This is a genomic window from Nocardia sp. NPDC004151, from assembly GCF_042874235.1.
Taxonomy (GTDB): Bacteria; Actinomycetota; Actinomycetes; order Mycobacteriales; family Mycobacteriaceae; genus Nocardia.
The window spans coordinates 266,013-289,786 of the sequence record NZ_JBIAMR010000006.1 but is presented as its reverse complement, the minus strand read 5'-3'; the positions used below and the strand labels follow the sequence as shown (position 1 = coordinate 289,786).

Genomic DNA, 23,774 nt, shown 5'->3' with positions numbered 1-23,774 from the left:
GACCTTAATCGGGGATTGGCTGGACAAGCGAAGGCAGGACCGTGCAGGACACCCGTGCAACCGAAACACCCACCGCGACCGCGGCGGGGGGCGGCGACGTTCCCGCACACCGCTACAACGCCGACCTCGCCGGCCGCGTCGAGCGCAAGTGGCAGCGCAACTGGGAGGAGCGCGGCACCTTCTTCGCGCCCAACCCGGTCGGCCCGCTGGCCGCCGGCGTTCCCGCCGACAAGCTGTTCATCCAGGACATGTTCCCGTACCCGTCGGGCGCGGGCCTGCATGTCGGACACCCGCTGGGCTACATCGCCACCGACGTGTTCGCCCGCTACCACCGCATGCACGGCCGGAATGTGCTGCACGCGCTGGGCTATGACGCCTTCGGCCTGCCCGCCGAGCAGTACGCGGTGCAGACCGGCGCGCACCCGCGCGACACCACCATGTCGAACATCGCGACCATGCAGCGGCAGCTGGACCGGCTGGGCCTGGGCCACGACCGCCGCCGGTCGTTCGCGACCACCGACCCCGAGTACTACAAGTGGACGCAGTGGATCTTCCTGCGCATCTACAACGCCTGGTACGACGAGGGCCTGAACAAGGCGCGCCCGATCACCGAGCTGATCGCCGAATTCGATTCCGGCAAGCGGTCTCCCGCCGACGGCCGGGCCTGGGCCGGCCTGTCGCCGGTCGAGCGCAATGCCGTGGTCGACTCCTATCGCCTGGTGTACCAGACCGATTCGATGGTCAACTGGTGCCCGGGCCTGGGCACCGTGCTGTCCAACGAGGAGGTCACCGCCGACGGCCGCTCCGAGCGCGGCAACTTCCCGGTGTTCCGCAAGCGCCTGTGGCAGTGGATGATGCGCATCACCGCCTACTCCGATCGCCTGGTCGACGACCTGGACGAGCTGGACTGGCCGGAGAACGTGAAGTCCATGCAGCGCAACTGGATCGGCCGCTCGCGAGGCGCGCAGGTCAGGTTCGAGGCCGGCTCGGACATCATCGAGGTCTTCACCACCCGCCCCGACACCCTGTTCGGCGCCACCTACGTGGTGGTCGCGCCCGAGCACGAGCTGGTGGACCGGCTGACCGGCAGCACCTGGCCGTCCGGCACCGAGGCCCGCTGGACCTTCGGCAATGCCGACACCCCGGCGGAAGCCGTTGCGGAGTACCGCAAGTCGATCGCGGCCAAGTCGGATCTGGAGCGTCAGGAGAACAAGGAGAAGACCGGCGTCTTCCTGGGCACCTACGCCACCAACCCGGTGAACGGCGCCCGCGTGCCGATCTTCATCGCCGACTACGTGCTGTCCGGCTACGGCACCGGCGCCATCATGGCCGTCCCCGGCCACGATCCGCGCGACTGGGAGTTCGCCACCGCCTTCGGCCTGCCCATCGTGGAAGTCGTGGCGGGCGGCGACATCTCGCAGGCCGCCTACACCGGTGACGGCACCCTGGTGAACTCCGGATACCTGGACGGCCTGGACATCGACACCGCCAAGGCCAAGGTGATCACCCAGCTGGAGTCCGACGGCCACGGCAAGGGCACCGTCCAGTACAAGCTGCGCGACTGGCTGTTCGCCCGCCAGCGCTACTGGGGCGAGCCCTTCCCGATCGTCTACGACGAGGACGGCGCGCCGCACGCGCTGCCGGAATCCATGCTGCCGGTGACGCTGCCGGAGATGGAGGACTTCGCGCCGGTCACCTTCGACGCGGACGACGCCACCTCCGAGCCGTCCCCGCCGCTGGCCAAGGCCACCGACTGGGTGCACGTCGAACTGGATCTGGGCGACGGCCCCAAGAAGTACCGCCGCGACACCAATGTCATGCCCAACTGGGCGGGCAGCTCCTGGTACCAGCTGCGCTACGCGGACCCGACCAACACCGACGCCTTCTGCGCCCCCGAGAACGAGAAGTACTGGCTGGGCCCCCGGACCGCCGAGCACGGTCCGAAGGATCCGGGCGGCGTGGACCTGTACGTCGGCGGCGTGGAGCACGCGGTGCTGCACCTGCTGTACGCGCGCTTCTGGCAGAAGGTGCTGTTCGACCTGGGTGACGTGTCCGGCTTCGAGCCGTACCGCCGCCTGTTCAACCAGGGCTACATCCAGGGCTTCGCCTACACCGACGCGCGCGGCGCCTACGTGCCCGCCGCCGAGGTCGTGGAGCGGGACGGAAAGTTCTTCTGGACCAACGCCTCCGGCGTCGAGGAAGAGGTCTTCCAGGAGTACGGCAAGATCGGCAAGTCGCTGAAGAACGCCATCTCCCCCGACGAGATGTGCGACCTGTACGGCGCGGACACCTTCCGCTTCTACGAGATGTCGATGGGTCCGCTGGACACCTCGCGCCCGTGGGCGACCAAGGACGTCGTGGGCGCGCACCGCTTCCTGCAGCGCGTGTGGCGCCTGACCGTGGACGAGGAGACCGGCGCGCTGAAGGTCACCGACACCGAGCCCTCGGCCGAGGCGCTGCGCCTGCTGCACAAGACCATCGCCGGGGTCGACGACGACTACGCCAACCTGCGCGACAACACCGCGGGCGCGAAGCTGATCGAGCTGACCAACTACCTGACCAAGAACTACGGCGACGGCGCGCCCCGCGCCCTGGTCGAGCCGCTGGTCCTGATGCTGGCCCCGATGTCCCCGCACGTGGCCGAGGAACTGTGGGAACGCCTGGGCCACCACACCGCCCTGGCGCACGGCCCCTTCCCGAAGGCGGATCCCGCACTGCTGGTGGAGGATTCGGTCGAGTACCCGATCCAGGTCAACGGCAAGGTCCGCAGCCGGATCAGCGTGCCCGCCGACGCCGATCAGGCCGCGGTCGAGGCCGCCGCCCTGGCCGACGAGAAGATCGCCGAGCTGCTGGGCGGCAAACCGCCGCGCAAGATCATCGTGGTGCCCGGCCGCCTGGTGAACATCGTCGCGTAGCCGACAGCCGAATCGGTCCCGGCGTGCAGTGCACGCCGGGACCGATTTCCTTTTGTCCCAGGCTTTACCGCGGCGGGATGAGCACGTCGTTGAGGGTGACCAGTTGCAGGTTGCGTTCGCGGACGATGTCCATGAGCTGGTCGTAGATGTGGGTGACGGTGGGGCGGTTGGCGTGGCCGATGACGATGGACTGGGCTCGGAACCATTGGCGGGCGGCGTCGAGCAGGATGCCTTCGTTGATCACCGTGTTGGTGTCGCTGAGGCTGCCGTACCACATGGTCGGGACGGTGTAACCGCAGTCGGCGGCCACCGCGTCGACACCGGCATTGTGCCTGCCGAAGGGCGGGCGGTAGTACGGCGTGGTGTCGACGCCGTACTGGTCCCAGAGGAAGTCCTTGCAGCGGTTCAGCTGGTCGGCGATCGCGCCGCCGGACAGCCGGGTCAGGTCCGGATGGTCCCAGGTGTGGTTGCCGAGCTGAATCTGCCCGGAATCGACCATGGGGCGCAACGCATCCCGGTGATCGAGCCAGCCCGGGTAGTAGGCGGTGACGAAGAAAGTGAGACGCGCACCGGTAGTGCGCGCGAAATCGATGAACCCGCCGATGGTTTCGGAGCTGGCGCCGTCATCGATGGTGAGCGCCATATGGTTTCCGTCGCCGGGCAGCCCCTGGATGGTGCCCGGCCCGATCGGCGTCTTGGGCCCGAAATCCGGTGTCACCCCGGGCACTGGCGGAACGATCCCGGAAGACCCGGTATCGAAGGGGAATTCGGCGCGGGCTTCCCCCGCTCCCAGCAATCCGGCGACCCCACCCGCAGCCAGCAACGTCAACAGCCGACGTCTGTCCATCTCGACCTTCAATCACTCTTCCGAACGAAACTCCCGCGCCCCCCGGCGCAGCCGTCAGGCCGGTGACACCAGCACGTCGTTGAGGGTCACCAGCGAGAGGTTGCGCGCACGGATGATCTCGACCAGACGGTCGTAGCAGTGCGTCACGGCGGGGGCGTTGGCGTGGCCGATCACGATGGCCTGCGCGTTGAAGTACTTCTGCGCGCACTCGATCAGATAGTCCTCGGTGATGACACCGGAGTCGGACAGCGAGCCGTACCACATGGTGGGGACGGTGTAACCGAGATCGGCTGCCACCTTGTCGACGGTAGCATCGTGGCGGCCGAAGGGGGGCCGGAAATACGGGGTCCCGTCCACGCCGAAGTTGTTGTGCAGGAAGGTCTTCGCCTTGGTCAGCTGGGCGGCGATCTCGGTGGTGGACAGCTTGGTCAGGTCCGGGTGATCCCAGGTGTGATTGCCCAGCTGGATCTGCCCGGATTCCACCAGCGGCCGCAGAGCGGCCTTGTGCGTGGTCCACGAGTCGTAGTACGCGGTGACGAAGAAGGTGAAGCGGGCCCCGGTGTCCTTGGCGAACTTCACGTAGGCCCCGACCACCTCGGGGCTGGCGCCGTCGTCGACGGTGAGGGCCAGGTTATTGCCGTGTCCGGGCAGCGCCGTGATCGTGCCCGCGGGAATCGCGGACTTCTGCGCGGGCGGCGCGGCGATCGACTTCGGCGCCGCGGACGGCGCAGGCGTCGCGACGGGTCCACTGATCCGCGGGGTCACCTTGGGGGTGGGGCCCTCCGAAGAGCACCCGGTCAAGGCGGCCGCAGTGCCCGCCGCGAGCATCGCGAGCAACTGTCGTCTATCCATCGCGTTCGTTATATCCATACGGCGTGAACCGGGCACCAATTCTGTGCGAAATGATCGCAATTCAGCACGGAAATTCAGGTTCCTCTCAGCGGGCGATGGGACGCAGCACGATCTCGGTCGGATGGGCGTCACGCGGCGTCTCCACCGCATTGCGGACCGCCCGCGCCACCGTCTCCGCGGTGAGGAACTCGTTCGGGTCGTAGTCGCGGCCCTCCCCCGCGATGATCTCGCGCTGCATGTCGGTGTCGATCCGGCCCGGATGCACCGAGGTCACCCGCAGCGCCGGTTCCTCCAGCCGCAGCGCGTCACCGAAGGCCCGCAACCCGAACTTGCTGGCCGCGTACACGCCCCAGCCCGGATTCGCCCGCAGTCCGGCGCCCGAATTGATCAGCACCACATGGCCATTGGCGGCGCGCAGCGCGGGCAGCAACAGTCTGGTCAACTCCGCGACCGCGATCAGGTTGGCTTCCAACGTATTCCGCCACTGCGCAACCGACGAATCGGCTATCGTTCCCAGGTCGGCGATCCCGGCATTGTGCACCAGGACATCCAGCCGTTCGATACCGTCCACCGCGCGCGCCACCGCCGCGTAATCGGTGAGATCGACCGGCCATCCGGCGCTGCCGGGCAGCTCGCGCAGCACCGGTTCCAGGGCCTGCCGCGTGCGCGCGCCCAGCAACAATCGATGTGCCGGAGCCAGTTCCCGCGCAATCGCCGCCCCCAGCCCCCGGCTGGCCCCGGTGATCAACGCGGTCGGCCGGTCGGATTCGGGCCTCGCGGAATTCGCCATGTGATCACCGTAACCGGCCCCGCCGGTCCGGCGATGCTCCGGACGGGCACACCACCGCTAGCTGATTCACGAGAAGGCGAACGAAGTGCAATCTGGCGATCAGGAGTCGTCCACAGGCGATCAGGAGTCGTCCACGGGCGACCCAGCGCAGTCCACTGTCCACGCGTCATCCCCGATCCACCGAGCGTCGAGCCACACCTCCTCGCCCTACCGCGCATACCTCCGGGTACCGGCGCAGAATAGGGCGATGACACACCCGGGATTCACGCCCACCCAGCTCGCGGCCCGCGCGGCCTACCTGCTGCGCGGCAACGACCTGGGCACCATGACCAGCGCCGCGCCCAAGCTCTATCCACACATGTGGAGCTGGGACGCGGCATTCGTAGCGGTTGGTTTGGCGCCGCTCAGCGTCGAACGCGCGGCCCTGGAACTGGACACCCTGCTGTCGGCGCAGTGGCGCAACGGGATGATCCCGCACATCGTGTTCGCCAATGGGGTGGACGGCTACTTCCCCGGGCCCGCCCGATGGGAATGCCGCCGCCTCGCCGCCGACGCGCCCGACGGGCCCGACACGTCGGGAATCACGCAGCCGCCCGTGCATGCCATTGCGGTGCAACGGATTCTGGACCACTCGCGCCGGCACGGGCGCAGCACCCGCGCGGTCGCCGAGGACTTCCTGAACCGGCGCTGGCCCGACCTGATGCGCTGGCACCGCTGGCTGGCCTACGCGCGAGATCCCAAGCAGCACGGGCGGATCACGCTCTACCACGGCTGGGAATCCGGCATGGACAACTCGCCGCGCTGGGATCGGGCCTACGAGAACGTGATTCCCGGTCCGGACCTGCCGCCGTACCAGCGCGCCGACACCCAGGTGGTGGGCGATCCCACGCAGCGCCCCTCCGACCGCGAGTACGACCGCTACCTGTGGCTGGTCGAGCAGATGCGCCGCGCCGGGTACGACGACTACCAGCTGGCCTCCACCATGAGCTTCGCGGTCGAGGACGTGTTCGTGACCGCCATCTTCGCGCTGGCCTGCGATGTGCTCGCCAATATCGGCGAGGACTACAAGCAGCCGCACGCGGACGTGCGCGAACTCTACGAGTGGGCCGACTACTTCCGCGCGGGCGTGATCGCCACCACCGACGCGCGCACCGGCGTGGCCCGGGACTTCGACGTGCGCGCCGACAAATGGATCGAGACCGAGACGCTCGCGTCCTTCGCGCCGCTGCTCAGCGGCGGACTCCCCCGCGACGCCGAACGGCGGCTGCTGCGGCTGTTCGAGGGCCCGCGCTGGTGCGGGCACCCGGATCTGCGCTACGCGCTGCCGCCGTCGACCTCCCCGGTGGCGCGGGACTTCCGCTCCCGCGAGTACTGGCGCGGACCGGTGTGGCCGGTGATCAGCTGGCTGTTCTCCTGGGTGTTCGCCCGCCGCGGCTGGGCCGAGCGCTCGTTCATGCTGCGCGCGGAAGGACTGCGCCAGGCCAGTGACGGCAGCTTCGCCGAGTACTACGAGCCGTTCACCGGTGAACCCCTGGGCAGCATGCAGCAGTCCTGGACCGCGGCGTCGGTGCTGGACTGGCTCGGCTGACGGCCGGACAGATCGGCTAACGATTGGCGAATTAGACAGTCGCGCCTTCGCCGCTCCGGCGGCGGTTCGGCCTAGCGTTTTTGTGCATGACCGGACGCACACTGATGAAAGTGCTAACTGTCGCGGCTACAGGCATCCTCATGGCTACCCCAGCCGGGGTGGCTGCCGCCGATATCGAGGGCCCGGACGTGGCCTCGTGGCAGCACCCCGGCGGCGGCAGCATCAACTGGTTCGGCGTACGCGCCGCCGGATACTCGTTCGCCATGCTCAAGGCGACCGAGGGCCTCAACTACGTGAACCCGTACTTCGTGCAGGACAGCCTGTCCATGCGAGTGGCCGGCGTCGCGCGCGGCACCTACCACTTCGCGCGCCCGAACCTGCTCCCCGAGGCGCAGGCCGCGTTCTACTCGGCCATGGTGCTGGGCCAGAACGGGCCCATGGACCTGCCGCCGGTGCTGGACCTCGAGGACTCCGGCGGACTGCCCCCGGCCGCCCTCATCGACTGGACCCACCGGTACCTGAACACGGTCCGCGCGCTGACCGGCCGGATGCCGATCATCTACACCTATCCCCGCTTCTGGCAGACGGCCATGGCCGACTCCAACGAGTTCACCGCCTACCCGCTGTGGATCGCCGACTACCGCGGCAACGACCAGCCCGAGGTCCCGGGCGGCTGGCCGCACTGGACGTTCTGGCAGACCACCGACGCCGGCCGGATCCCCGGCATCGCCGCGGGCGTGGATCTGAACATCTACAGCGGCGCGCAAGGCGACTTCGGCCGCTACGCGAACCTGCCCTTCGCGGGCAGCAGCTGACCCGCTCGCCGAGAGTCGGTCACAGCACCTGGGAGAGGAACTGGCGCAGCCGAGGGGTTTCCGCGTTCTCGAAGAGCGCCTCGGGTGCGCCGGTTTCCACCACCCGGCCGTGATCCATGAACACGACCCGATCGGATACCGAACGGGCGAAGCTCATCTCGTGAGTGACCACGATCATCGACATGCCGCCGCTCGCCAGCTCCGACATGAGCGCGAGCACGCCCTTGACCAGCTCCGGATCCAGCGCCGAGGTGGCCTCGTCGAAGAACATGATGTCCGGCTTCATGGCCAATGCCCGGGCGATGGCGACGCGCTGCTGCTGACCGCCGGACAGTGACGAGGGGCGCACGTCCGCCTTCCCCGCCAGTCCGACCGCCTCCAGCTGCTGCAGCGCCAGCGTCCGCGCCTGCTCCTTGGACAGCCCGTGCAGTTTGCGGGGACCGAGCGCCACATTGTCGGCGACGGTCCGGTGCGGGAACAGGTTGAAGTGCTGGAACACCATCCCGATCCGCTGCCGCAGCCGGTCCGGGTTCTCGCCCAGCACCGACGCGCCGTCCAGCAGGATGTCGCCGGAGTCGGGTTCGTGCAGCCGGTTCAGCACCCGCAGCAGTGTCGACTTGCCGGACCCGGACGGCCCGATCACCGTGGTGGTCTTGCCCGCGTCCACGTGCACGTCCACGCCGCGCAGGATCTCGGTGCGGCCCAGCGTCAATCGCAGGCCGGTGCCGGTGAGGGAGGCACTCATGCTCCACGCCCTTCCGTGATGACGGCCCGTTCGACGGGTTCGGCGGGATCGCCGGCGGCGGAGCGGCCGTCACGCATGCGCTTGTCGATGTAGTTGACCAGGTGCGTGAGCGGCACCGTCAGCAGCAGGTACACCAGGCCGGCCGCCACCAGCGGCGACAGATTGCCGGTCTGCGCGTTGAGATCCCGGCCCACCGCGAACAGTTCGCGTTGCGAGGCCAGCAGACCCAGGAAGTAGATCAGCGAGGAGTCCTTGATCAATGCGATGAACTGGTTCATCAGCGCGGGCAGCACCCGGCGCACGCCCTGCGGGATCACCACCAGCGTCATGGCCTGCCGGTAGCCGAATCCGATGGCGCGGGCCGCCTCCAGCTGCCCGGCCTCCACCGACTGGATGCCGGACCGGAAGATCTCACCGATGTACGCCGAGGCCAGCAGCGCCAGCGCCACCGCGCCCAGCCAGTACGGGTTGTTGCCGGTGATGCCCTTGACCACCGGTCCCACGCCGAGACCGATGAGCAGGATGATCACCACGGCGGGCAGACCTCGGAAGATGTCGGTGTACACCCGTGCGGGCCAGCGCAACCAGCGGGTGCGGGAGATGCCCGCCACCGCGAGCAACATGCCGAGCACGGTGCCCAGCAGGCCCGAAACCAGCGCCAGGATCAGGGTATTGGGCAGACCCGTCTTGATCAGATCCGGGAAGGCCTTGCGGTACAACGACCAGTCGAAGAACGTGTCCTTCAACCGCCGCAGCGTCGACTTCGGCTGCGCCGTGCCCGCCCCGGACCGGTCGCCCGCGTGTTCGGCTGCGATCTTCGCGAAGTCCGGAAGCTGTGGTGCCGCCGCGGCTTTGGAGCCCGGCTTCCAGCCCGGCGGCAGTTCGCGTGGCACCCAGTTCTCGTACAGCTTGGCGTAGGTGCCGTCCGCGATCACCGCGTCCAGGCCCGCGTTGAGCGCGTCGGTGAGCGGCTGATGGCCCTTGCGCACCGCCCAGGCGGTGAAGTTGTTGACGCTGAACGTGTTCTGCGTGATCGAGGTCGGATCGCCAGGCTTGATCGCGCCGATGGCCTGCTGCGACGGCGCCACCCAGGCGTCGATCTGTCCGGACTTCAGGTTCGCGTAGGCGGTGTTGTAGTCGGGGAACTTCACCGGATCCAGGTGCAGTTCGTTGACCACATACTCGTCCTGCACGGTGCCCTGCACCACGCCGATCCGCTTGCCCCGGTTCAGGTCCCCGAAACCGTGGATGGCGCTGCCGTTCGGCACCACCAGGGAGAAGTAGCCGAAGTCGTAGCCGTTGGTGAAGTCGACCAGCTGCCGCCGGGCGTCGGTGGTGGTGATGCTGGACGAGCCGATGTCGAAGCGGCCGTTGGCGACCTGGGCCAGCAGGCCCGCGAACTCGGTGCCGGTGAACTCCACCTGCAGGCCGAGTTTCGCGCCGATCGCCTTCAACAGCTCGTTGTCGAAGCCGGTGAACGTGCCCTTGGAGTTCACGCAGATGCTCGGCGGGGCGTCCGACAGGGTTCCGACGCTCAGTTTGCCGGGCGTGAGCAGCCCCAGCTTGGTGATGTCGATCGTGTTCAGCGGCACCGTGGTGGGCGTCGTGAACCGGTCCGCGCTCTGGTTCTGCCGCCCCGAGGCCAGGTTGGTCGGCGCCGCGCTGGCCGCCGCCGGACCGGGCGGCGAACACAGATCACGGTCGTCGGCCGCCGCGCCGCCCACGCCGAGCGTGGCGACGCCGACCAGCCCTACCAGCAGGACACCCGCCAGGTGCCGCAAGGAAACCATGGCAAATCACCCTAGTGCCGGATGTTTGCCACTCCAGGTTTAGCCTCACGCCGATTCGGAAGCGTCACCTTCCCGAACCCGATCGACCCGGTCTACCCCTGATTGACGCGATCGCGCCAGGTCACCGCCTCCTGGATCCGGGCGGTGTCGTAGTCGGGTCCGCCGGAGCTCACCGTGAACAGGGTCACGCCCGCCGCGTGATAGTCGTCGGCCGCGTCCAGGCCCGGCCAGGCCACCGACTTCTCGATCGCCGCGGCGTCGGTGCCGACCTCGGCGCAGTGCTCGCCCAGGATGCCGATCTTGCGCTGCAGCACGTCGATGTCGGAGAAGCTGTGCCAGATGTCGGCGTACTGGGCGACCAGTCGCAGCGTCTTCTTCTCCCCGCCGCCGCCGATCAGGATGGGGATGTCGCGCACCGGCTGCGGGTTCAGCTTGGCCAGCCGGTCGGTGATCCGGGCCATCGATTCCTTGAACAGCGCGAGACGGCTTCCGGCCGTACCGAATTCGTACCCGTACTGGTCGTAGTCCTTCTCGAACCAGCCCGCGCCGACACCGAGCACGAGCCGCCCGTTGCTGATGTGGTCGACGGTGCGCGCCATATCGGCCAGCAGGTCCGGATTGCGGTAGCCGCCGCCGGTGACCAGCGCGCCGAGCTCCACCCGCTCGGTCTGCTCGGCGATCGCGCCCAGCATGGTCCAGCACTCGAAGTGCGCGCCCTCGGGATCGCCGTACAGCGGATAGAAGTGGTCCCAGTTGAAGACGATGTCCACCCCGATGTCCTCACATCGCCGCACCGCGTCCCGGATCAACCCGTAGCCGGGCGCGTGCTGCGGCTGAAGCTGGACTCCGATACGAACCGGTTTGCTCATGACGTACTCCTCGTCGCGGGGCGGAGATCGATTCGAGGCTACCGAGGTAGGGCGACCCGGGTGCGCCTACCATGTCCCCGGAACCGCTCCCGGGGGTTCGGGGGCGCAGCCCCTGAGAGTCCCGAGAGTTGGGTCCATCCCCTCTACTACGGATCGTCCGGCACGTTCCTGCCGGTGAAGGGAAGTGCTAACCGTGGCAACGGTGACTTTCGACCAGGCCACCCGGCTGTACCCCGGCTCGGGCAAGCCCGCCGTCGACGCGTTGAACCTGGAGATCGCCGACGGCGAGTTCCTGGTGCTCGTCGGCCCCTCGGGCTGCGGCAAATCCACCTCGCTGCGCATGCTCGCGGGGCTCGAGGAGGTGAGCGACGGCCGAATCCTGATCGGGGACAAGGACGTCACGCACGCCGAGCCCAAGGAACGCGATATCGCCATGGTGTTCCAGAACTACGCGCTGTACCCGCACATGAGCGTGGCCGAGAACATGGGCTTCGCGCTGAAGATGGCCAAGGTCTCCAAGGAGGAGCGGCAGCAGCGCGTGCTCGAGGCCGCCAAACTGCTGGACCTGGAGCCCTACCTGGACCGCAAGCCCAAGGCCCTGTCCGGCGGTCAGCGCCAGCGTGTCGCCATGGGTCGCGCCATCGTGCGGTCCCCGCAGGTGTTCCTGATGGACGAGCCGCTGTCGAACCTGGACGCCAAGCTGCGCGTGCAGACCCGCACCCAGATCGCCCAGTTGCAGCGCCGGCTCGGCACCACCACCGTCTACGTCACCCACGACCAGGTCGAGGCGATGACCATGGGCGACCGGGTGGCGGTACTCAAGGACGGGCTGCTGCAGCAGTGCGCGTCCCCGCGTGACCTGTACCGGGATCCGGCCAACCTGTTCGTCGCGGGCTTCATGGGCTCGCCCGCCATGAACCTGTTCACGCTGCCGGTCGGCAACGGCTCGGTGACGCTCGGCGGCTGCCCGCTGCCGCTGCCGCGCTCGGTGGCGGCGGCCACCGGCGAGCGGGTCGTGGTCGGCGTCCGGCCCGAGCACCTGGACTTGGTCGGCACCGGGGCGGGCATCGCCATGGAGGTGGACGTGGTCGAGGAGCTGGGCTCCGACGCCTACATCTACGGCCGCACTTTCGGTGAGGGGGAATCGATTGTGGCGCGCGCGGATTGGCGCAACCCGCCGACCAAGGGCGCGCAGCTCTCGCTGGTCGCGGACCCGGCGCACACCTACTTCTTCCACCCGGAGGACGGCAGCCGGCTGCACTGACGGGTCAGGTTCGCACTGACGGTTCAGGTTTCAGGAATGGCGGCGGGCTTTCCGCCGCCATTCGTCGTTCACCCGGATGCGCAGATTCTCCAGTGGAACCTCGTTGCCCGAGGCGCTGCGCAGTTCGGCGCGGACCGGCTCGCCGCTGGAGTCCTCCAGCCGTTCCAGCGGCGCGGGCCCGTCCTGCAGATATTTGTCACCCCACTGCCAGAGCGCGACCACGGCGGGCAGCAGGTCCCGCCCCATCTGAGTGAGCACGTATTCGTTGCGGGTGCGCTTGCCCTCCTCCTGGTAGGGCCGCTTGGCCAGCAGTCCGGCGTCGACGAGTTTGCGCAGTGCGCTGGAGGCCGCCGCGTCGGTGATCCCCACCCGCGCCGCGAAGCCGTCGAACCGCGTGGTGCCGTAGTACGACTCCCGCAGAATGAGCACGGCCGAGCGGGTGCCGACGATGTCCATCGCCTTGGCGATCGAACACTCCTCGGGCTTCCACGAGCTCAGGTCGCTGAGTTTTCCCTCCAGTACGGCCGACATGGCGTACATCATACCTTGCTGACTTGCCCTAACTATGGCCAGCTTCTACCCTGACTTTAGAGACATCTAGTCAGATGCCCGCTCGGAAGGGAACGTCAATGAGAGACGCAGTCATCGTCGAAGCCGTCCGCACTCCCATCGGCAAGGGCAAGGCCACCGGCGCACTGCACGGCGTGCACCCCGCCGACCTGCTCGCGCACAGCCTGCGGGAAGTGGTACGACGCTCCGAGATCGATCCGGCGCTGATCGACGATGTGATCGGCGGCGTGGTCACCCAGGTCGGCGAACAGGGCTCCAACCTGACCCGCCGCGCCGCCCTGGCCGCCGGATATCCCGAATCGGTTCCGGCCACCACCGTGGACCGGCAGTGCGGCAGCAGCCAGCAGGCCATCCACTTCGCCGCCCAGGGCGTGATCGCCGGGGCCTACGACATCGTGGTGGCCGCGGGCGTGGAATCCATGAGCCGGGTTCCCATGGGGGCCAACCTGATCGGGGCCGAGGATATCGCCGGGGTCGGCTTCGCCGAACGCTATCCGGACGGCCTGGTACCGCAGGGCATCAGCGCCGAACTCATCGCCGCCAAGTGGGGGCTGACCCGCACCCAGCTCGACGAATTCGCCCTCGCCAGCCACGAGAAGGCCGCCGCCGCAACCAAGAACGGGGCCTTCGAGGCCCAGCTGTCGCCCTTCGACGGACTCGCCGAGGACGAGGGCATCCGCCTGGGCAGCACCCTCGAGACCCTGGCCGCCTTGCGCCCCGCCTACTACAGCGAGGAGATGGCTGCCCGGTTCCCGCAGATCGGCTGGAACATCACCGCCGCCAACGCCAGCCAGATCAACGACGGCAGTGCCGCCACCCTCATCATGACCAGTGAACGCGCCGCCCAGCTGGGCCTGCGTCCGCTGGCCCGGGTGCACAGCTTCGCCGTCGCGGGCGACGACCCGCTGCTCATGCTCACCGCGGTCATCCCCGCGACCCGGAAGGTGTTGCAGCGCTCCGGACTCGACCTCGCCGACATCGACCTGTTCGAGGTCAACGAGGCCTTCTCCTCCGTCGTCCTGGCCTGGGCCCGGGAGACCGGGGCCGACCTGTCCAAGGTCAACGTGAACGGCGGCGCCATCGCCCTCGGCCACCCCCTGGGCGCCTCCGGAGCCCGCCTGGCCACCACCCTCGTCCACGCCATGCACGACCGCGGCGCCCGCTACGGCCTGCAAACCATGTGCGAGGCGGGCGGTCTCGCCAACGCCACCATCTACGAACGCCTCTGAAACCGAACGCCGCCCCGGCAACCACCGGGGCGGCGACTCACCACATCGCGAGACGCTCCTCAGCTGATGGCCGTGGCCACCAGTACATGCCCCGCACCGCCCGCGACGACGATCACCGGCAGCGCGATGGCCGTCCAGATCCACGCGCGACGACCGGTCATGGCCGCTACCGAGGCCAGCACCATGGCCCCCACCAGCGCCAGGAACATGCCGCCCCCGCCGATCAGCAAGCCCCACAGGGCCGAGGCGGGCGGGCGGATCACGATGCACTGCACCGAGAAGTCCTTTTTCGCGGTGCAGCGGTTGTGGACCAGATCGAACAGTTTCGCGAACAGATCGTAGGCCCAGCCGAACGCCGCGACCACGCCGAGCAGATACAAGCCGGCCGCGAGCGCGATATCCCTGCGGGCCAGCGGCTTCCGCTCCGGCGCGGCCGCCGCCTCGACCCCTGACGGCCGCAGCGGCGCGGGCATGGTCCGATCGTCCACTTGCGGCGCTTCGGCATGCGGCGCCGGACCGGGAGCCGGGGCAAAGCTCGTGTCCGGGTTGGGGAGTGACTGTTGCGGCGGCCCGGGCGGCCACGCCGGACCGCCCGGCTGACCGGGACCGACGGGACCGGCCGCGGGCGGGCGCGCGCCCGGCGCCATACCGGCCGGACCGCCCGATCGCGGTGGGACACCGACTACTTCGGGAGCCTGCGGCGGCACTCGCGGCGGCGGGTTCTGCCGGCCGCCCTTGGGAAGAGTGGGCGCGGCCTGATCGACAGCACCGGCCCGCGGCCCGCCGGGCGGCTGTGGGGGTGGGGGCGGCGGCGCCTGCCCACGCGGTCCGGGCAGCGTCGGCCCCTCCGGGCCGGCCAGGTGGGCGGCGTCCTTCGCCCCCGGTCCACCGGAGCCGGGTAGCGAGCGCGGCGATCCGGCGGCGCGCTGGCCGGGACCGGCCTGGTGCCGGCGGCCGTCCGGTCCGCCGGGCCCGGGCGGGGGAAAGTTCTCCGGCGCTGGACGTCGGGGATCGTTGGGCGGGTTCATGATTGCGGTCTCCCCCACGGCGCAGGTCTGCGAAGCCGGACATGGCTCCATTTCGCATTGTCGCCGGGGGCGGGCCGCGCCGCCACCTCGGGTCCGCGCGGGCGGTCGGTAGGGTGCGACGGATGAGCGACAGTGCGGTGGATTTCGAGTCGGCGGTGGTCTACGCGATTCCCATGCGAACCCGATTCCGGGGGATCACTGTTCGCGAGGGCATGCTGATTCCCGGGGCCTCGGGATGGGGAGAATTCTGCGCGTTTCCCGAGTACGACGACCGGGAAGCGGCGTCCTGGCTGGCCACGGCGGTGGAACAGGCGACGATGGGATGGCCGGAGCCGGTGCGGGATCGGGTGCCGGTGAACTGCATCGTGCCCGCGGTGGGGCCGGAACGGGCGTACGAGATCGTGGCCGGGTCCGGCTGCCGCACCGCGAAGGTGAAGGTCGCCGACCACCCCGACTCGCTGGGCGAGGATCTGGAGCGGGTGGCGGCCGTGCGCGACGCGCTCGGGCCGGACGGCGCGGTGCGGGTCGATGCCAATGGGCTCTGGGATGTGGACACCGCCATCGACCGGATCGGGCGAATCGACCGGGCCGCAGGCGGTTTGGAATATGTCGAGCAGCCGTGCCGGACGATCGAGGAATTGGCGGCCGTGCGCAAACGGGTGAATGTGCGCATCGCCGCCGACGAGTCGATTCGGCGGGCCGAGGATCCGCTGCGCGTGGCCGTGGCGGGCGCAGCCGATGTCGCGGTCCTGAAATGCACTCCGCTGGGCGGGGTCCGGCGCGCACTCGAGGTCGCGGCGGCCGCGGGGCTGCCGTGCCTGGTGTCCTCGGCGCTGGAGACCAGCGTCGGACTGGCCGCGCAGGTCGCGCTGGCCGGCGCACTCCCCCACCTCGATTTCGCCTGTGGCCTGGACACTTTGTCACTGCTCACCGGCGATGTGGTCACCGCGCCACTGCGCCCGGTCGACGGCCGGCTGGAGGTGCCGCGCACTCCCCCGGCCCCGGATCCCGAACTCCTGGACCGGTACCGCCACCCCGACGCCGAGCGCACCGAGTGGTGGCGTCAGCGCCTGGCCCGGGTCCGGAAATTGCTGCCCTAGCACGCTACTCAGGCGATGCGAACGCCGCACGAATACATCGTGGTGCGCAACAGCAGTGCGGCTTCGGGCCCGATGACGCCGTCCACCAACTCCACATACCGGGCGCAGAACTCGGGGCCGTGCGGCGCGGCCTCGGTCAGCTCCGGGTCCAGATGGTGCGCCAGCTCGTGCAGGATCACCAATTCGCGTAGCGCCCAGGCACTTCCACCGGCGTGCAGCGGCACCGCGAGCACGGCCCCCGCCGACTCGTAGTGCGCGGCCTTGGTCCCGGCCCGGGCGCGCACCGTCACCGGGACCCCCGCCCGATCCCACTGGGCACGCACCCAGTTCAGCGCCAGCACCCGGTCCGCGTAGCTCTGCACCGATTCCACCGACCCGAACCGCCGCTCGATGGGCAGCGTCAGATGCGATCCGTGCACTTCGACCGTCCGCGTGTCGAATTCGTCGGCGCGGTCGAACATTCCGCGCACCAGACCCTCGGCGTCGTACACCCGGGACCGCTGCGCATCCCGGGCAGCCATGCGCGCGTTCGCTATTCGCCCGAACCGCGCGGCAGCTGCCCGCGCGCGCCACCGAGTTCGGCGGCGCCGCCCAGCCGCGCGGCCTTGCCCGCCCGGTCCCCGGCCCGCCGGGCGGCCGCCGAGTACCCGGCCGAGGCCTGCGGGCCCCGCCAGGTGCCGCGCGCTTCCGAGGTGCGGGAGTAGTAGTCGGTGAGCTCGAGTTCCTTGTCGCGCAACGCGAGCGCGGTGCCCGTGGGCGCGGCCCCGGCGGCATCGGCCCGCACGGCTTCCTTCTCGACCTCCGCCTTCACCTCGCCGAGGCGGCGGCCGATCCGCGCGGCGAAGGCCATCTGAAAGTTCAGGCGCGCCGTCACCGCTGCGACCGGCACCTCCACCGGATGGTGGTAGACGCGGCCGTATTTTCGCTCGACGACGACCTTCTGCGCGGTGGCCGTCTTGTACGCGCCCGATTTGATGTAGTGGTCGGAGGCACGCACCATCTGCACCAGCAGGCTGGTGTACAGCGCCGAACAGGTGTCGATATCGGTGTCGAAACCGTAGGCGTACACCGTCGTCGAACTGCGGGCCACATCACAGCGCACGTCATTGGCGGCGGCGATGGCCACGAACAGCTGGACATATGTGCGTAGACCACGTTTTCCGGGTTCCCCGATCGGGATCACCCGCTGCGTCGGAGCAGGGCGTCGTTCCCGGTTGGCGATATGCGCCCGCGCCACCGCCAGATCCACCGACGAGCCCGTCGCGAGCCGTTGCGCGGCGGCGAGGAAGGCTTCGGCCTCGTGCTCGTTATCGGTCGATTCGGCCTGCCGCAACAGGCCCCCGATCCGGGTGAGCATCTTGTCCTGAGAAGACATCGCGGCCCAGCCTAGCGGCAGCGGTGATCGCCGGGGTCACCCACGCGGAGACCAGGTACTCCCCGCGCACGGTAGCGTCACCATGTATCTTGCCTTGTGCAGCCCCGGCTGAGTGTGCCACTGGTCACTCATCGACCCTGGAGTATTCGCAATGGCTTTGAAGAAGGTGTCCTCTCTACGCTCGACGTTGGTGCCGCGTGCCGTGCTGGCCGTCACCTCCGCGGCTCTGCTGACCGCGACATTCGCCGCGGGCTGCTCGAGCAGCAACGGCGGGAACAGCTCGACCGGTGAGAACCTCACCGGCCGTGGCCCGATCACCTATGTGGAGGGCAAGGACACCACCGAGACCGGTGCGGTGAAGCAGCTGGTCGAGCGCTGGAACGCCGCCCACCCGGACGAGAAGGTGACGTTCAAGGAGCAGTCCAACGACGCCTCCCAGCAGTACGACGACCTCAAGCAGCACATGCAGGCCAAGGCGTCGGACTACGACGTGGTCGCGCTGGACGTGCCGTGGACCGCGGAGTTCGCCGCCAAGGGCTGGATCCAGCCGCTGAAGGACTCCTTCCAGATCGACACCTCCACCCTGCTGTCGCCGCCGGTCGCCTCGGCCACCTACAACGGCACCCTGTACGCGGCTCCCCGCAACACCAACGGCGGCCTGCTGTTCTACCGCAAGGACCTGACGCCGGAGCCGCCCAAGACCTGGGCCGAGATGATCTCCCTGTGCCCGAAGGCCCGCGACGCCGGAATCGGTTGCTACGCAGGCCAGCTGGCCCCCTACGAGGGTCTGACCGTGAACACCGCCGAGGTCATCAACGCCTTCGGCGGCAGCTTCGTCGGCGCCGACGGCAAGACCCCGACCGTGAACAGCGCGCAGTCCAAGGCCGGTCTGCAGACCCTGGTCGACGCCTACAAGAACGGCGACATCCCGAAGGAGGGCATCTCCTTCAAGGAGCCGGAGTCGCAGAACGCCTTCGTCACCGGCAAGCTCATGTTCATGCGCGGCTGGCCGTCCACCTTCGGTGACGCCGGGTCCGACGCCTCCGCGGTGAAGGACAAGTTCGGCGTCGCCCCGCTGCCCGGCAAGGACGGCGTCGGCGCCTCCACCCTCGGTGGCTACAACGCCGCGATCAGCGCCTTCTCCAAGAACAAGGCCACCGCGCTGGACTTCCTGCGTTTCCTGATCAGCGAGGACGCCCAGCACATCGTGGCCTCCGGCGCGCTGCCGTCGGTCCGCGCCTCGGTCTACGACGACCCGGCGCTGATCGCCAAGATGCCGTATCTTCCCGCACTGAAGGAATCCATCGCCTCCGCGGTGCCGCGCCCGGTGACCCCCTTCTACCCCGCGGTGTCGAAGGCCATCCAGGACAACGCCTATGCTGCGTTGACCGGAAACAAGTCGGTCGACGATGCCATCGCGGGCATGCAGAAGGGCATCGAGACCGCCGGATCGTAGGGCGTGCTCGACGGCGAAGCCCCGGAGAACGATCAAGGGCTGAGTCCCGTAGGAGAAGAGAACAGGTGTCACGTCCTTCGGGAGCGACCGATATCGAGTCGCCCGACCGTACGGAGCCGAGCGTGAAATCCGTAGCGCCACAGAACAACGCGCCGCAGACCAAACGCCGGGGTGATCGGCTGGGCGTCTCGGCCCGGGCATGGATGTTCGTCACCCCGGTGCTGCTCGCCCTCGCCGTGGTCATCGGCTATCCGGTGGTCCGGGCCCTGATCATGTCCTTCCAGAAGGACTCCGGCCTGGACAAGTCCACCGGCATGTTCGTCGAGGGCGGCGGCGCGGGCTTCAGCAACTACACGCACTGGCTGCTGCAGCAGTGCACCAACTCGCTCGGCGAGACGGTGGACTGCCCGACCGGCAACCTGGGCTCACAGTTCTGGGCCGCCATCGGCGTCACCCTGCTGTTCACCGTCGTGACCGTCGCGCTGGAGGCCACCATCGGCCTCGGCATGGCGGTCATCATGGGCAAGACCTTCAAGGGCCGCGCCCTGCTGCGCGCCGCCGTGCTCATCCCGTGGGCCATCCCGACCGCCATCACGGCGCGGTTGTGGGAGTTCATGTTCCAGTACGACGGCGTGGTGAACCGCATCTTCGGCACCCACATCCTGTGGACCGCCGACCCGTGGCCCGCCCGCTTCGCGGTCATCGCCGCCGACGTATGGAAGACCACCCCCTTCATGGCGCTGCTGATTCTCGCGGGCCTGCAGGTGATTCCGGAGGACGTGTACGAGGCCGCGCGCGTGGACGGCGCGTCCGCGTGGCAGCGGTTCCGGCACATCACCCTGCCGCTGCTGAAGCCGGCGCTGCTGGTGGCGGTGCTGTTCCGCACCATGGACGCGCTGCGCATGTACGACCTGCCCGCGATCATGACCCAGTCCAACCCGGCCACCCGCACCATCTCCATGCTGGTGGTGGACCAGGTGCGCCAAGGCCCGAACAGCGCGTCGGCGCTGTCGGTGATCACCTTCCTGCTCATCTTCACCGTGGCGTTCTTCCTGGTGAAGGTGTTGGGCGCGAACGCCGTTCGCACCCAGGAAGAACAGCGGGAGGCCCACTGATGAGCACCAACGTCGTCGAGCGGGCCGCGAACAAGCCCGCGCCGCAAGCGGTTCCGTGGAGCAAGCGGCTCGCATCCGGCCGCGTCTACCTGGGCGCGCTGATCGTGCTGGTGTGGGGTCTGGGACCGTTCTACTGGATGGTCGTGACCGCGCTCCGCGATCCCGCCTACACCTTCGACAACACGCCGTGGCCCACCCACGTCACGTTCGAGAACTTCCGCAACGCCTTCGACACCAGCCGCGGCAACAACTTCGGCCGGGCGCTGGGCAACAGCGTGATCATCGGCGCGGCCACCACGGTGGTGGCGCTGCTGATCGGCATCATGGCCGCCTACGCGCTCGCGCGGCTCACCTTCAAGGGCAAGTACCTGGTGTCCGGACTCATCCTGTCCGCCTCCATGTTCCCCGTGGTGGTGCTGGTGACGCCGCTGTTCCAGCTGTTCACCGACCTCGGCTGGATCGGCCACTACCAGGCCATGATCATCCCGAACATCTCGTTCGTACTGCCCATGACCGTGTACATCCTGGCGTCCTTCTTCGCCGAACTCCCCTGGGAGCTCGAAGAAGCCGCACGGATCGACGGCGCGTCGCGGTTCCAGGCGTTCCGGCTGATCATGCTGCCGCTGGCCGCCCCCGCGGTGTTCACCACCGCCATCCTCGCGTTCATCGCGGCGGTCAACGAATACCTGCTGGCGCGACTGCTCTCCAGCGACAAGACCGAACCGGTGACGGTCGCGGTGGCCCGCTTCTCGGGCAACAACCCGCTGGTCCAGCCGTACACGGCGATCATGGCGGCGGGCACCATCGTCACCATTCCGCTGGTCATCATGGTGCTGCTCTTCCAGCGCCGCATCATCTCCGGCCTCACCGCGGGCGGCGTCAAGAGCTGAGCTGATTGCCTCCGCTTCGCTCCGGCGGGGTTCGCGGCGCTGGAGGTCTCGTTCTTCCCTCCCTCCGCTGCCCCGCTTCGCTCCTCCGCTCCACTCGGTCCAGAACGAGCGCTCCGCCACCCCGCGCTTGCGCCGCGAACCACCGGGTCTTCCGAGCCCGGTGGCGTAGCCTCCGGCCCCGTCAATTGCGCCGAGTGGCCGGAGCGTCGATTAGCATGGGGCGAGCCGCGGCCGGCGTCACGGGGTTTCAGTGTGCCCCCACCCCGGTGGGGTCGAACCGCGCTTTGTCGACGCTCCGGAAGGAGATGCTCGTGAGCTCGTCCCGCGACCGGCACGGAGGAGAACCGGAAGCGTCCGCCACCAGGGCGGAGTGGAACGAGCTGGCGGCCAGCGCATCCCATCGGCAGCGGCATCCCTCGCCGAGCCGCCCACGGCGGCGGGCCAAGCCGCCCGTCAACCCTGATCACCCGGGTACTCCACCGGCGCACACCCGCGGACAGCAGATCCGGCGACTGGTCCTCGCACTGTTCCTGGTGCTGGTGGTCATGCCGACCACCCTGCTGGGCGTCGCCTATTGGAGCGCCGAGATCCCGGACCCGAACGCGGTGCAGACCAACCAGATCGCCACCATCTTCACCTCCGACGGCGCCACCGTGATCGCGAAGGTCGTTCCGCCGCATGGCAATCGGGTGCCGGTGCCGCTCACCGACGTGCCGCTGCCGGTGCGCCAGGCCGTGCTGTCGGCGGAGGACCGCAACTTCTACTCCAATCCGGGCTACTCCACGTCGGCGTTCCTGCGCGCGGCCCGCGACAACCTGCTCGGCCGCGACGACGCCGGCGGCGGCTCCACCATCACCCAGCAATACGTGAAGAACGCCTTCCTGAGTTCGGAACGAACGCTGAGCCGGAAGATGCGCGAGCTCATCATCTCCGCCAAGATGGCCCGCGAATGGAGCAAGGACGAGATCCTCGCCGCCTACCTCAACACCATCTACTACGGTCGCGGCGCGTACGGCATCTCCGCCGCGGCCCACGCCTACTTCGGCAAGTCGGCCCCCGAGCTCACCCTGGCCGAGGGCGCGGTACTGGCCTCGGTCATCCGCACCCCGTCGCTGCTGGACCCGGAAACCCACCTCGACCAGCTACGCGCCCGCTGGGCCTACGTGCTCGACGGCATGGTCGAGATGGGCACGCTGACCCGTGACGACCGCGCCGCCACCCAGTTCCCGCTCATCATCCCGGGCACGGCGTCGGACGACGGCACCCCGCGCGGCCCCGAGGGCCTGATCCGCGCCCAGGTGCTGCGCGAACTGCGCGCCTCCGGGATCAGCGAGCGCGAACTGAATACCGGTGCGCTGCAGATCATCACGACCATCGACGCCAAGGCCCAACAGGGCGCGCAGACCGCGGTCGGCAACGCGCTGTCCGGGCAGCCGAGCGAACTGCGCTCGGCGGTGGTGTCGGTCGACCCGCGCTCGGGCGCGGTGCGCGCCTACTACGGCGGACCCGACGGCATCGGCTTCGATTTCGCGCAGGCCCCGCTGCAAACCGGTTCCGCCTTCAAGACTTTCGCGGTGGTCGCCGCGCTGGAACAGGGAATTCCGCTGACCTACCAGCTCGACAGCGCGCCACTCACCGTCAACGGCGAGAAGATCCAGAACGTCGGCGGCGAGTCCTGCGGCACCTGCTCGCTCGGGGAGGCGTTCAAGCGCTCGCTCAACACCAGCTTCTACCGGCTGTCCGGAACCCTGTTCGAGGGCCCGAAGGCGATCGCCGACGCGGCCCACCAGGCCGGTATCCCCGACCAGATCCCGGGCGTACGCGGCAAGACCCTGACCGAGGACGGCGGCGGCCCGCCGCTGCCCGCCATCGTGCTGGGCGCCTACTCGGTGCGCCCGATCGACATGGCCTCGGCCTACGCCACCCTGGCCGCCTCCGGCGCCTACCGCGCACCCTATTTCGTGCAGAAGGTCGTGACCGGCGACGGCCGGGTGCTGCTCGACCGCGGCGCCGCGCCCGGCGGATCCGAGCAGCGTATCCAGGCCGACGTCGCCGACTCCGTCGCCCAGGCCATGCTCCCCATCGCCGCCTACTCCAACGGCCATGGCCTGGCCGGCCGGCCGTCCGCGGCCAAGACCGGCACCACCCAGCTCGGCACGACCGGCCAGAACAAGGATGCCTGGATGGTCGGCTTCACCCCGGCTTTGTCCACCGCGGTCTGGGTGGGAACCGAACAGCCCCAACCCATCCGGACTGCCCGCGGCGCCGCCATCTACGGTTCCGGCATGCCGTCCGACATCTGGAAGCAGACCATGGACGCCGCGCTGGCCGGAACACCGGTCGACCAGTTCCCCGGTCCGGCGCCGGTCGCCGGGAATCCCCCGGCCAACAGCAATTACGACATCCTGAACCCGCCGACCCCGGCCCCCGCGCAGGAACCGGTCCTGGTCATCCCGCCCGCTCCCGCGCCTCGCGAGGTCGAGATCTTCCCCGGCCTCAGCGTCCCCGTCCCCGGGTAGCGTTCATAACATTCATG

At 69.0% G+C, this 23,774-nt stretch carries 20 protein-coding genes; 10 read left to right on the top strand and 10 right to left on the bottom strand.

Going from position 1 to position 23,774, the window contains the following annotated elements; all coding sequences use genetic code 11:
- Nucleotides 1–41: 41 nt before the first annotated feature.
- Entirely contained in the window at nt 42–2,915 is a 2,874-nt protein-coding gene (gene leuS / locus ACFYTS_RS16770) for a leucine--tRNA ligase (RefSeq protein ID WP_357274595.1), read from the top strand.
- A 64-nt stretch (nt 2,916–2,979) separates the two neighbouring features.
- Here the strand turns inward: leuS and ACFYTS_RS16765 are convergent, their stop codons facing one another.
- The 3 genes from ACFYTS_RS16765 to ACFYTS_RS16755 all read right to left on the bottom strand — a co-directional run bounded on the left by ACFYTS_RS16765 (nt 2,980) and on the right by ACFYTS_RS16755 (nt 5,404).
- On the bottom strand, nt 2,980–3,762 hold the full coding sequence (locus ACFYTS_RS16765) for a polysaccharide deacetylase family protein (protein ID WP_387305032.1): 783 nt from the start codon (nt 3,760–3,762) through the stop codon (nt 2,980–2,982).
- A gap of 54 nt (nt 3,763–3,816) precedes the next feature.
- Entirely contained in the window at nt 3,817–4,614 is a 798-nt protein-coding gene (locus ACFYTS_RS16760) for a polysaccharide deacetylase family protein (protein ID WP_357274599.1), read from the bottom strand.
- A gap of 85 nt (nt 4,615–4,699) precedes the next feature.
- The gene (locus ACFYTS_RS16755; protein ID WP_387305029.1) at nt 4,700–5,404 is read right to left on the bottom strand and encodes an SDR family oxidoreductase; all 705 of its coding nucleotides are present in this window, start codon (nt 5,402–5,404) and stop codon (nt 4,700–4,702) included.
- 247 nt (nt 5,405–5,651) lie between these two features.
- Between ACFYTS_RS16755 and ACFYTS_RS16750 the strand changes: the two genes are divergently transcribed.
- Entirely contained in the window at nt 5,652–6,992 is a 1,341-nt protein-coding gene (locus ACFYTS_RS16750) for a glycogen debranching protein (RefSeq protein ID WP_357097401.1), read from the top strand.
- Between the two features lie 86 nt (nt 6,993–7,078).
- The gene (locus ACFYTS_RS16745) at nt 7,079–7,807 is read left to right on the top strand and encodes a glycoside hydrolase family 25 protein (RefSeq protein WP_379102690.1); all 729 of its coding nucleotides are present in this window, start codon (nt 7,079–7,081) and stop codon (nt 7,805–7,807) included.
- A gap of 19 nt (nt 7,808–7,826) precedes the next feature.
- Here the strand turns inward: ACFYTS_RS16745 and ACFYTS_RS16740 are convergent, their stop codons facing one another.
- The 3 genes from ACFYTS_RS16740 to ACFYTS_RS16730 all read right to left on the bottom strand — a co-directional run bounded on the left by ACFYTS_RS16740 (nt 7,827) and on the right by ACFYTS_RS16730 (nt 11,211).
- Nucleotides 7,827–8,552 (bottom strand): amino acid ABC transporter ATP-binding protein, encoded by a 726-nt coding sequence (locus tag ACFYTS_RS16740; RefSeq protein WP_387305025.1) that lies wholly within the window; start codon nt 8,550–8,552, stop codon nt 7,827–7,829.
- On the bottom strand, nt 8,549–10,342 hold the full coding sequence (locus ACFYTS_RS16735; protein WP_387305022.1) for an ABC transporter substrate-binding protein/permease: 1,794 nt from the start codon (nt 10,340–10,342) through the stop codon (nt 8,549–8,551). The genes ACFYTS_RS16740 and ACFYTS_RS16735 overlap by 4 nt, the downstream gene beginning before the upstream one ends.
- A gap of 92 nt (nt 10,343–10,434) precedes the next feature.
- Complete coding sequence (locus ACFYTS_RS16730) at nt 10,435–11,211, bottom strand: LLM class F420-dependent oxidoreductase (protein ID WP_387305019.1); 777 nt, start codon at nt 11,209–11,211, stop codon at nt 10,435–10,437.
- Between the two features lie 193 nt (nt 11,212–11,404).
- Between ACFYTS_RS16730 and ACFYTS_RS16725 the strand changes: the two genes are divergently transcribed.
- Nucleotides 11,405–12,475 (top strand): sn-glycerol-3-phosphate ABC transporter ATP-binding protein UgpC, encoded by a 1,071-nt coding sequence (locus ACFYTS_RS16725; protein ID WP_357097411.1) that lies wholly within the window; start codon nt 11,405–11,407, stop codon nt 12,473–12,475.
- 30 nt (nt 12,476–12,505) lie between these two features.
- Here ACFYTS_RS16725 and ACFYTS_RS16720 read toward each other — a convergent pair whose 3' ends face one another.
- Entirely contained in the window at nt 12,506–13,006 is a 501-nt protein-coding gene (locus ACFYTS_RS16720) for a helix-turn-helix domain-containing protein (RefSeq protein ID WP_357274614.1), read from the bottom strand.
- 98 nt (nt 13,007–13,104) lie between these two features.
- Between ACFYTS_RS16720 and ACFYTS_RS16715 the strand changes: the two genes are divergently transcribed.
- Complete coding sequence (locus ACFYTS_RS16715) at nt 13,105–14,274, top strand: thiolase family protein (RefSeq protein ID WP_387305016.1); 1,170 nt, start codon at nt 13,105–13,107, stop codon at nt 14,272–14,274.
- Nucleotides 14,275–14,333: 59 nt separating this feature from the next.
- Here the strand turns inward: ACFYTS_RS16715 and ACFYTS_RS16710 are convergent, their stop codons facing one another.
- Nucleotides 14,334–15,302: a hypothetical protein gene (locus ACFYTS_RS16710; protein WP_387305013.1), complete on the bottom strand. Its 969-nt coding sequence runs from the start codon at nt 15,300–15,302 to the stop codon at nt 14,334–14,336.
- A 122-nt stretch (nt 15,303–15,424) separates the two neighbouring features.
- Between ACFYTS_RS16710 and ACFYTS_RS16705 the strand changes: the two genes are divergently transcribed.
- Complete coding sequence (locus ACFYTS_RS16705; protein ID WP_387305010.1) at nt 15,425–16,402, top strand: o-succinylbenzoate synthase; 978 nt, start codon at nt 15,425–15,427, stop codon at nt 16,400–16,402.
- A gap of 8 nt (nt 16,403–16,410) precedes the next feature.
- Here ACFYTS_RS16705 and ACFYTS_RS16700 read toward each other — a convergent pair whose 3' ends face one another.
- Nucleotides 16,411–16,923 carry a TIGR04338 family metallohydrolase gene (locus ACFYTS_RS16700; RefSeq protein WP_357274622.1) on the bottom strand — a complete coding sequence of 171 codons (513 nt, stop codon included), beginning with the start codon at nt 16,921–16,923 and terminating at the stop codon, nt 16,411–16,413.
- Nucleotides 16,924–16,934: 11 nt separating this feature from the next.
- The gene (locus tag ACFYTS_RS16695) at nt 16,935–17,777 is read right to left on the bottom strand and encodes a DUF2786 domain-containing protein (RefSeq protein ID WP_357274624.1); all 843 of its coding nucleotides are present in this window, start codon (nt 17,775–17,777) and stop codon (nt 16,935–16,937) included.
- 151 nt (nt 17,778–17,928) lie between these two features.
- Between ACFYTS_RS16695 and ACFYTS_RS16690 the strand changes: the two genes are divergently transcribed.
- The 4 genes from ACFYTS_RS16690 (at nt 17,929) to ACFYTS_RS16675 (ending at nt 23,757) form a co-directional block, all read left to right on the top strand.
- Nucleotides 17,929–19,233 (top strand): ABC transporter substrate-binding protein, encoded by a 1,305-nt coding sequence (locus tag ACFYTS_RS16690; RefSeq protein ID WP_357274626.1) that lies wholly within the window; start codon nt 17,929–17,931, stop codon nt 19,231–19,233.
- A 203-nt stretch (nt 19,234–19,436) separates the two neighbouring features.
- Complete coding sequence (locus ACFYTS_RS16685; protein WP_387305172.1) at nt 19,437–20,348, top strand: carbohydrate ABC transporter permease; 912 nt, start codon at nt 19,437–19,439, stop codon at nt 20,346–20,348.
- A complete protein-coding gene (locus tag ACFYTS_RS16680) occupies nt 20,348–21,238 on the top strand; it encodes a carbohydrate ABC transporter permease (protein WP_357097426.1) in 891 nt (296 codons plus the stop codon). Before ACFYTS_RS16685 ends, ACFYTS_RS16680 begins: the two co-directional genes overlap by 1 nt.
- Nucleotides 21,239–21,543: 305 nt before the next feature.
- Nucleotides 21,544–23,757, top strand: coding sequence for a transglycosylase domain-containing protein (locus ACFYTS_RS16675; RefSeq protein WP_387305007.1), 2,214 nt, complete (start codon nt 21,544–21,546; stop codon nt 23,755–23,757).
- Nucleotides 23,758–23,774 lie beyond the last annotated feature (17 nt).

Excerpts from the sequence above, each read along its gene's own strand:
- ACFYTS_RS16715 (WP_387305016.1), top strand. The coding sequence starts at position 13,105 with ATGAGAGACGCAGTCATCGTCGAAGCCGTCCGCACTCCCATCGGCAAG.
- ACFYTS_RS16720 (WP_357274614.1), bottom strand. The coding sequence starts at position 13,006 with ATGTCGGCCGTACTGGAGGGAAAACTCAGCGACCTGAGCTCGTGGAAG.
- ACFYTS_RS16690 (WP_357274626.1), top strand. The coding sequence starts at position 17,929 with ATGGCTTTGAAGAAGGTGTCCTCTCTACGCTCGACGTTGGTGCCGCGT.
- ACFYTS_RS16740 (WP_387305025.1), bottom strand. The coding sequence starts at position 8,552 with ATGAGTGCCTCCCTCACCGGCACCGGCCTGCGATTGACGCTGGGCCGC.
- ACFYTS_RS16765 (WP_387305032.1), bottom strand. The coding sequence starts at position 3,762 with ATGGACAGACGTCGGCTGTTGACGTTGCTGGCTGCGGGTGGGGTCGCC.
- ACFYTS_RS16680 (WP_357097426.1), top strand. The coding sequence starts at position 20,348 with ATGAGCACCAACGTCGTCGAGCGGGCCGCGAACAAGCCCGCGCCGCAA.
- ACFYTS_RS16745 (WP_379102690.1), top strand. The coding sequence starts at position 7,079 with ATGACCGGACGCACACTGATGAAAGTGCTAACTGTCGCGGCTACAGGC.
- ACFYTS_RS16735 (WP_387305022.1), bottom strand. The coding sequence starts at position 10,342 with ATGGTTTCCTTGCGGCACCTGGCGGGTGTCCTGCTGGTAGGGCTGGTC.
- ACFYTS_RS16755 (WP_387305029.1), bottom strand. The coding sequence starts at position 5,404 with ATGGCGAATTCCGCGAGGCCCGAATCCGACCGGCCGACCGCGTTGATC.
- ACFYTS_RS16750 (WP_357097401.1), top strand. The coding sequence starts at position 5,652 with ATGACACACCCGGGATTCACGCCCACCCAGCTCGCGGCCCGCGCGGCC.
- ACFYTS_RS16705 (WP_387305010.1), top strand. The coding sequence starts at position 15,425 with ATGAGCGACAGTGCGGTGGATTTCGAGTCGGCGGTGGTCTACGCGATT.
- ACFYTS_RS16695 (WP_357274624.1), bottom strand. The coding sequence starts at position 17,777 with ATGTCTTCTCAGGACAAGATGCTCACCCGGATCGGGGGCCTGTTGCGG.
- ACFYTS_RS16700 (WP_357274622.1), bottom strand. The coding sequence starts at position 16,923 with ATGGCTGCCCGGGATGCGCAGCGGTCCCGGGTGTACGACGCCGAGGGT.
- ACFYTS_RS16685 (WP_387305172.1), top strand. The coding sequence starts at position 19,437 with ATGTTCGTCACCCCGGTGCTGCTCGCCCTCGCCGTGGTCATCGGCTAT.
- ACFYTS_RS16675 (WP_387305007.1), top strand. The coding sequence starts at position 21,544 with ATGCTCGTGAGCTCGTCCCGCGACCGGCACGGAGGAGAACCGGAAGCG.
- ACFYTS_RS16730 (WP_387305019.1), bottom strand. The coding sequence starts at position 11,211 with ATGAGCAAACCGGTTCGTATCGGAGTCCAGCTTCAGCCGCAGCACGCG.
- ACFYTS_RS16710 (WP_387305013.1), bottom strand. The coding sequence starts at position 15,302 with ATGAACCCGCCCAACGATCCCCGACGTCCAGCGCCGGAGAACTTTCCC.
- ACFYTS_RS16760 (WP_357274599.1), bottom strand. The coding sequence starts at position 4,614 with ATGGATAGACGACAGTTGCTCGCGATGCTCGCGGCGGGCACTGCGGCC.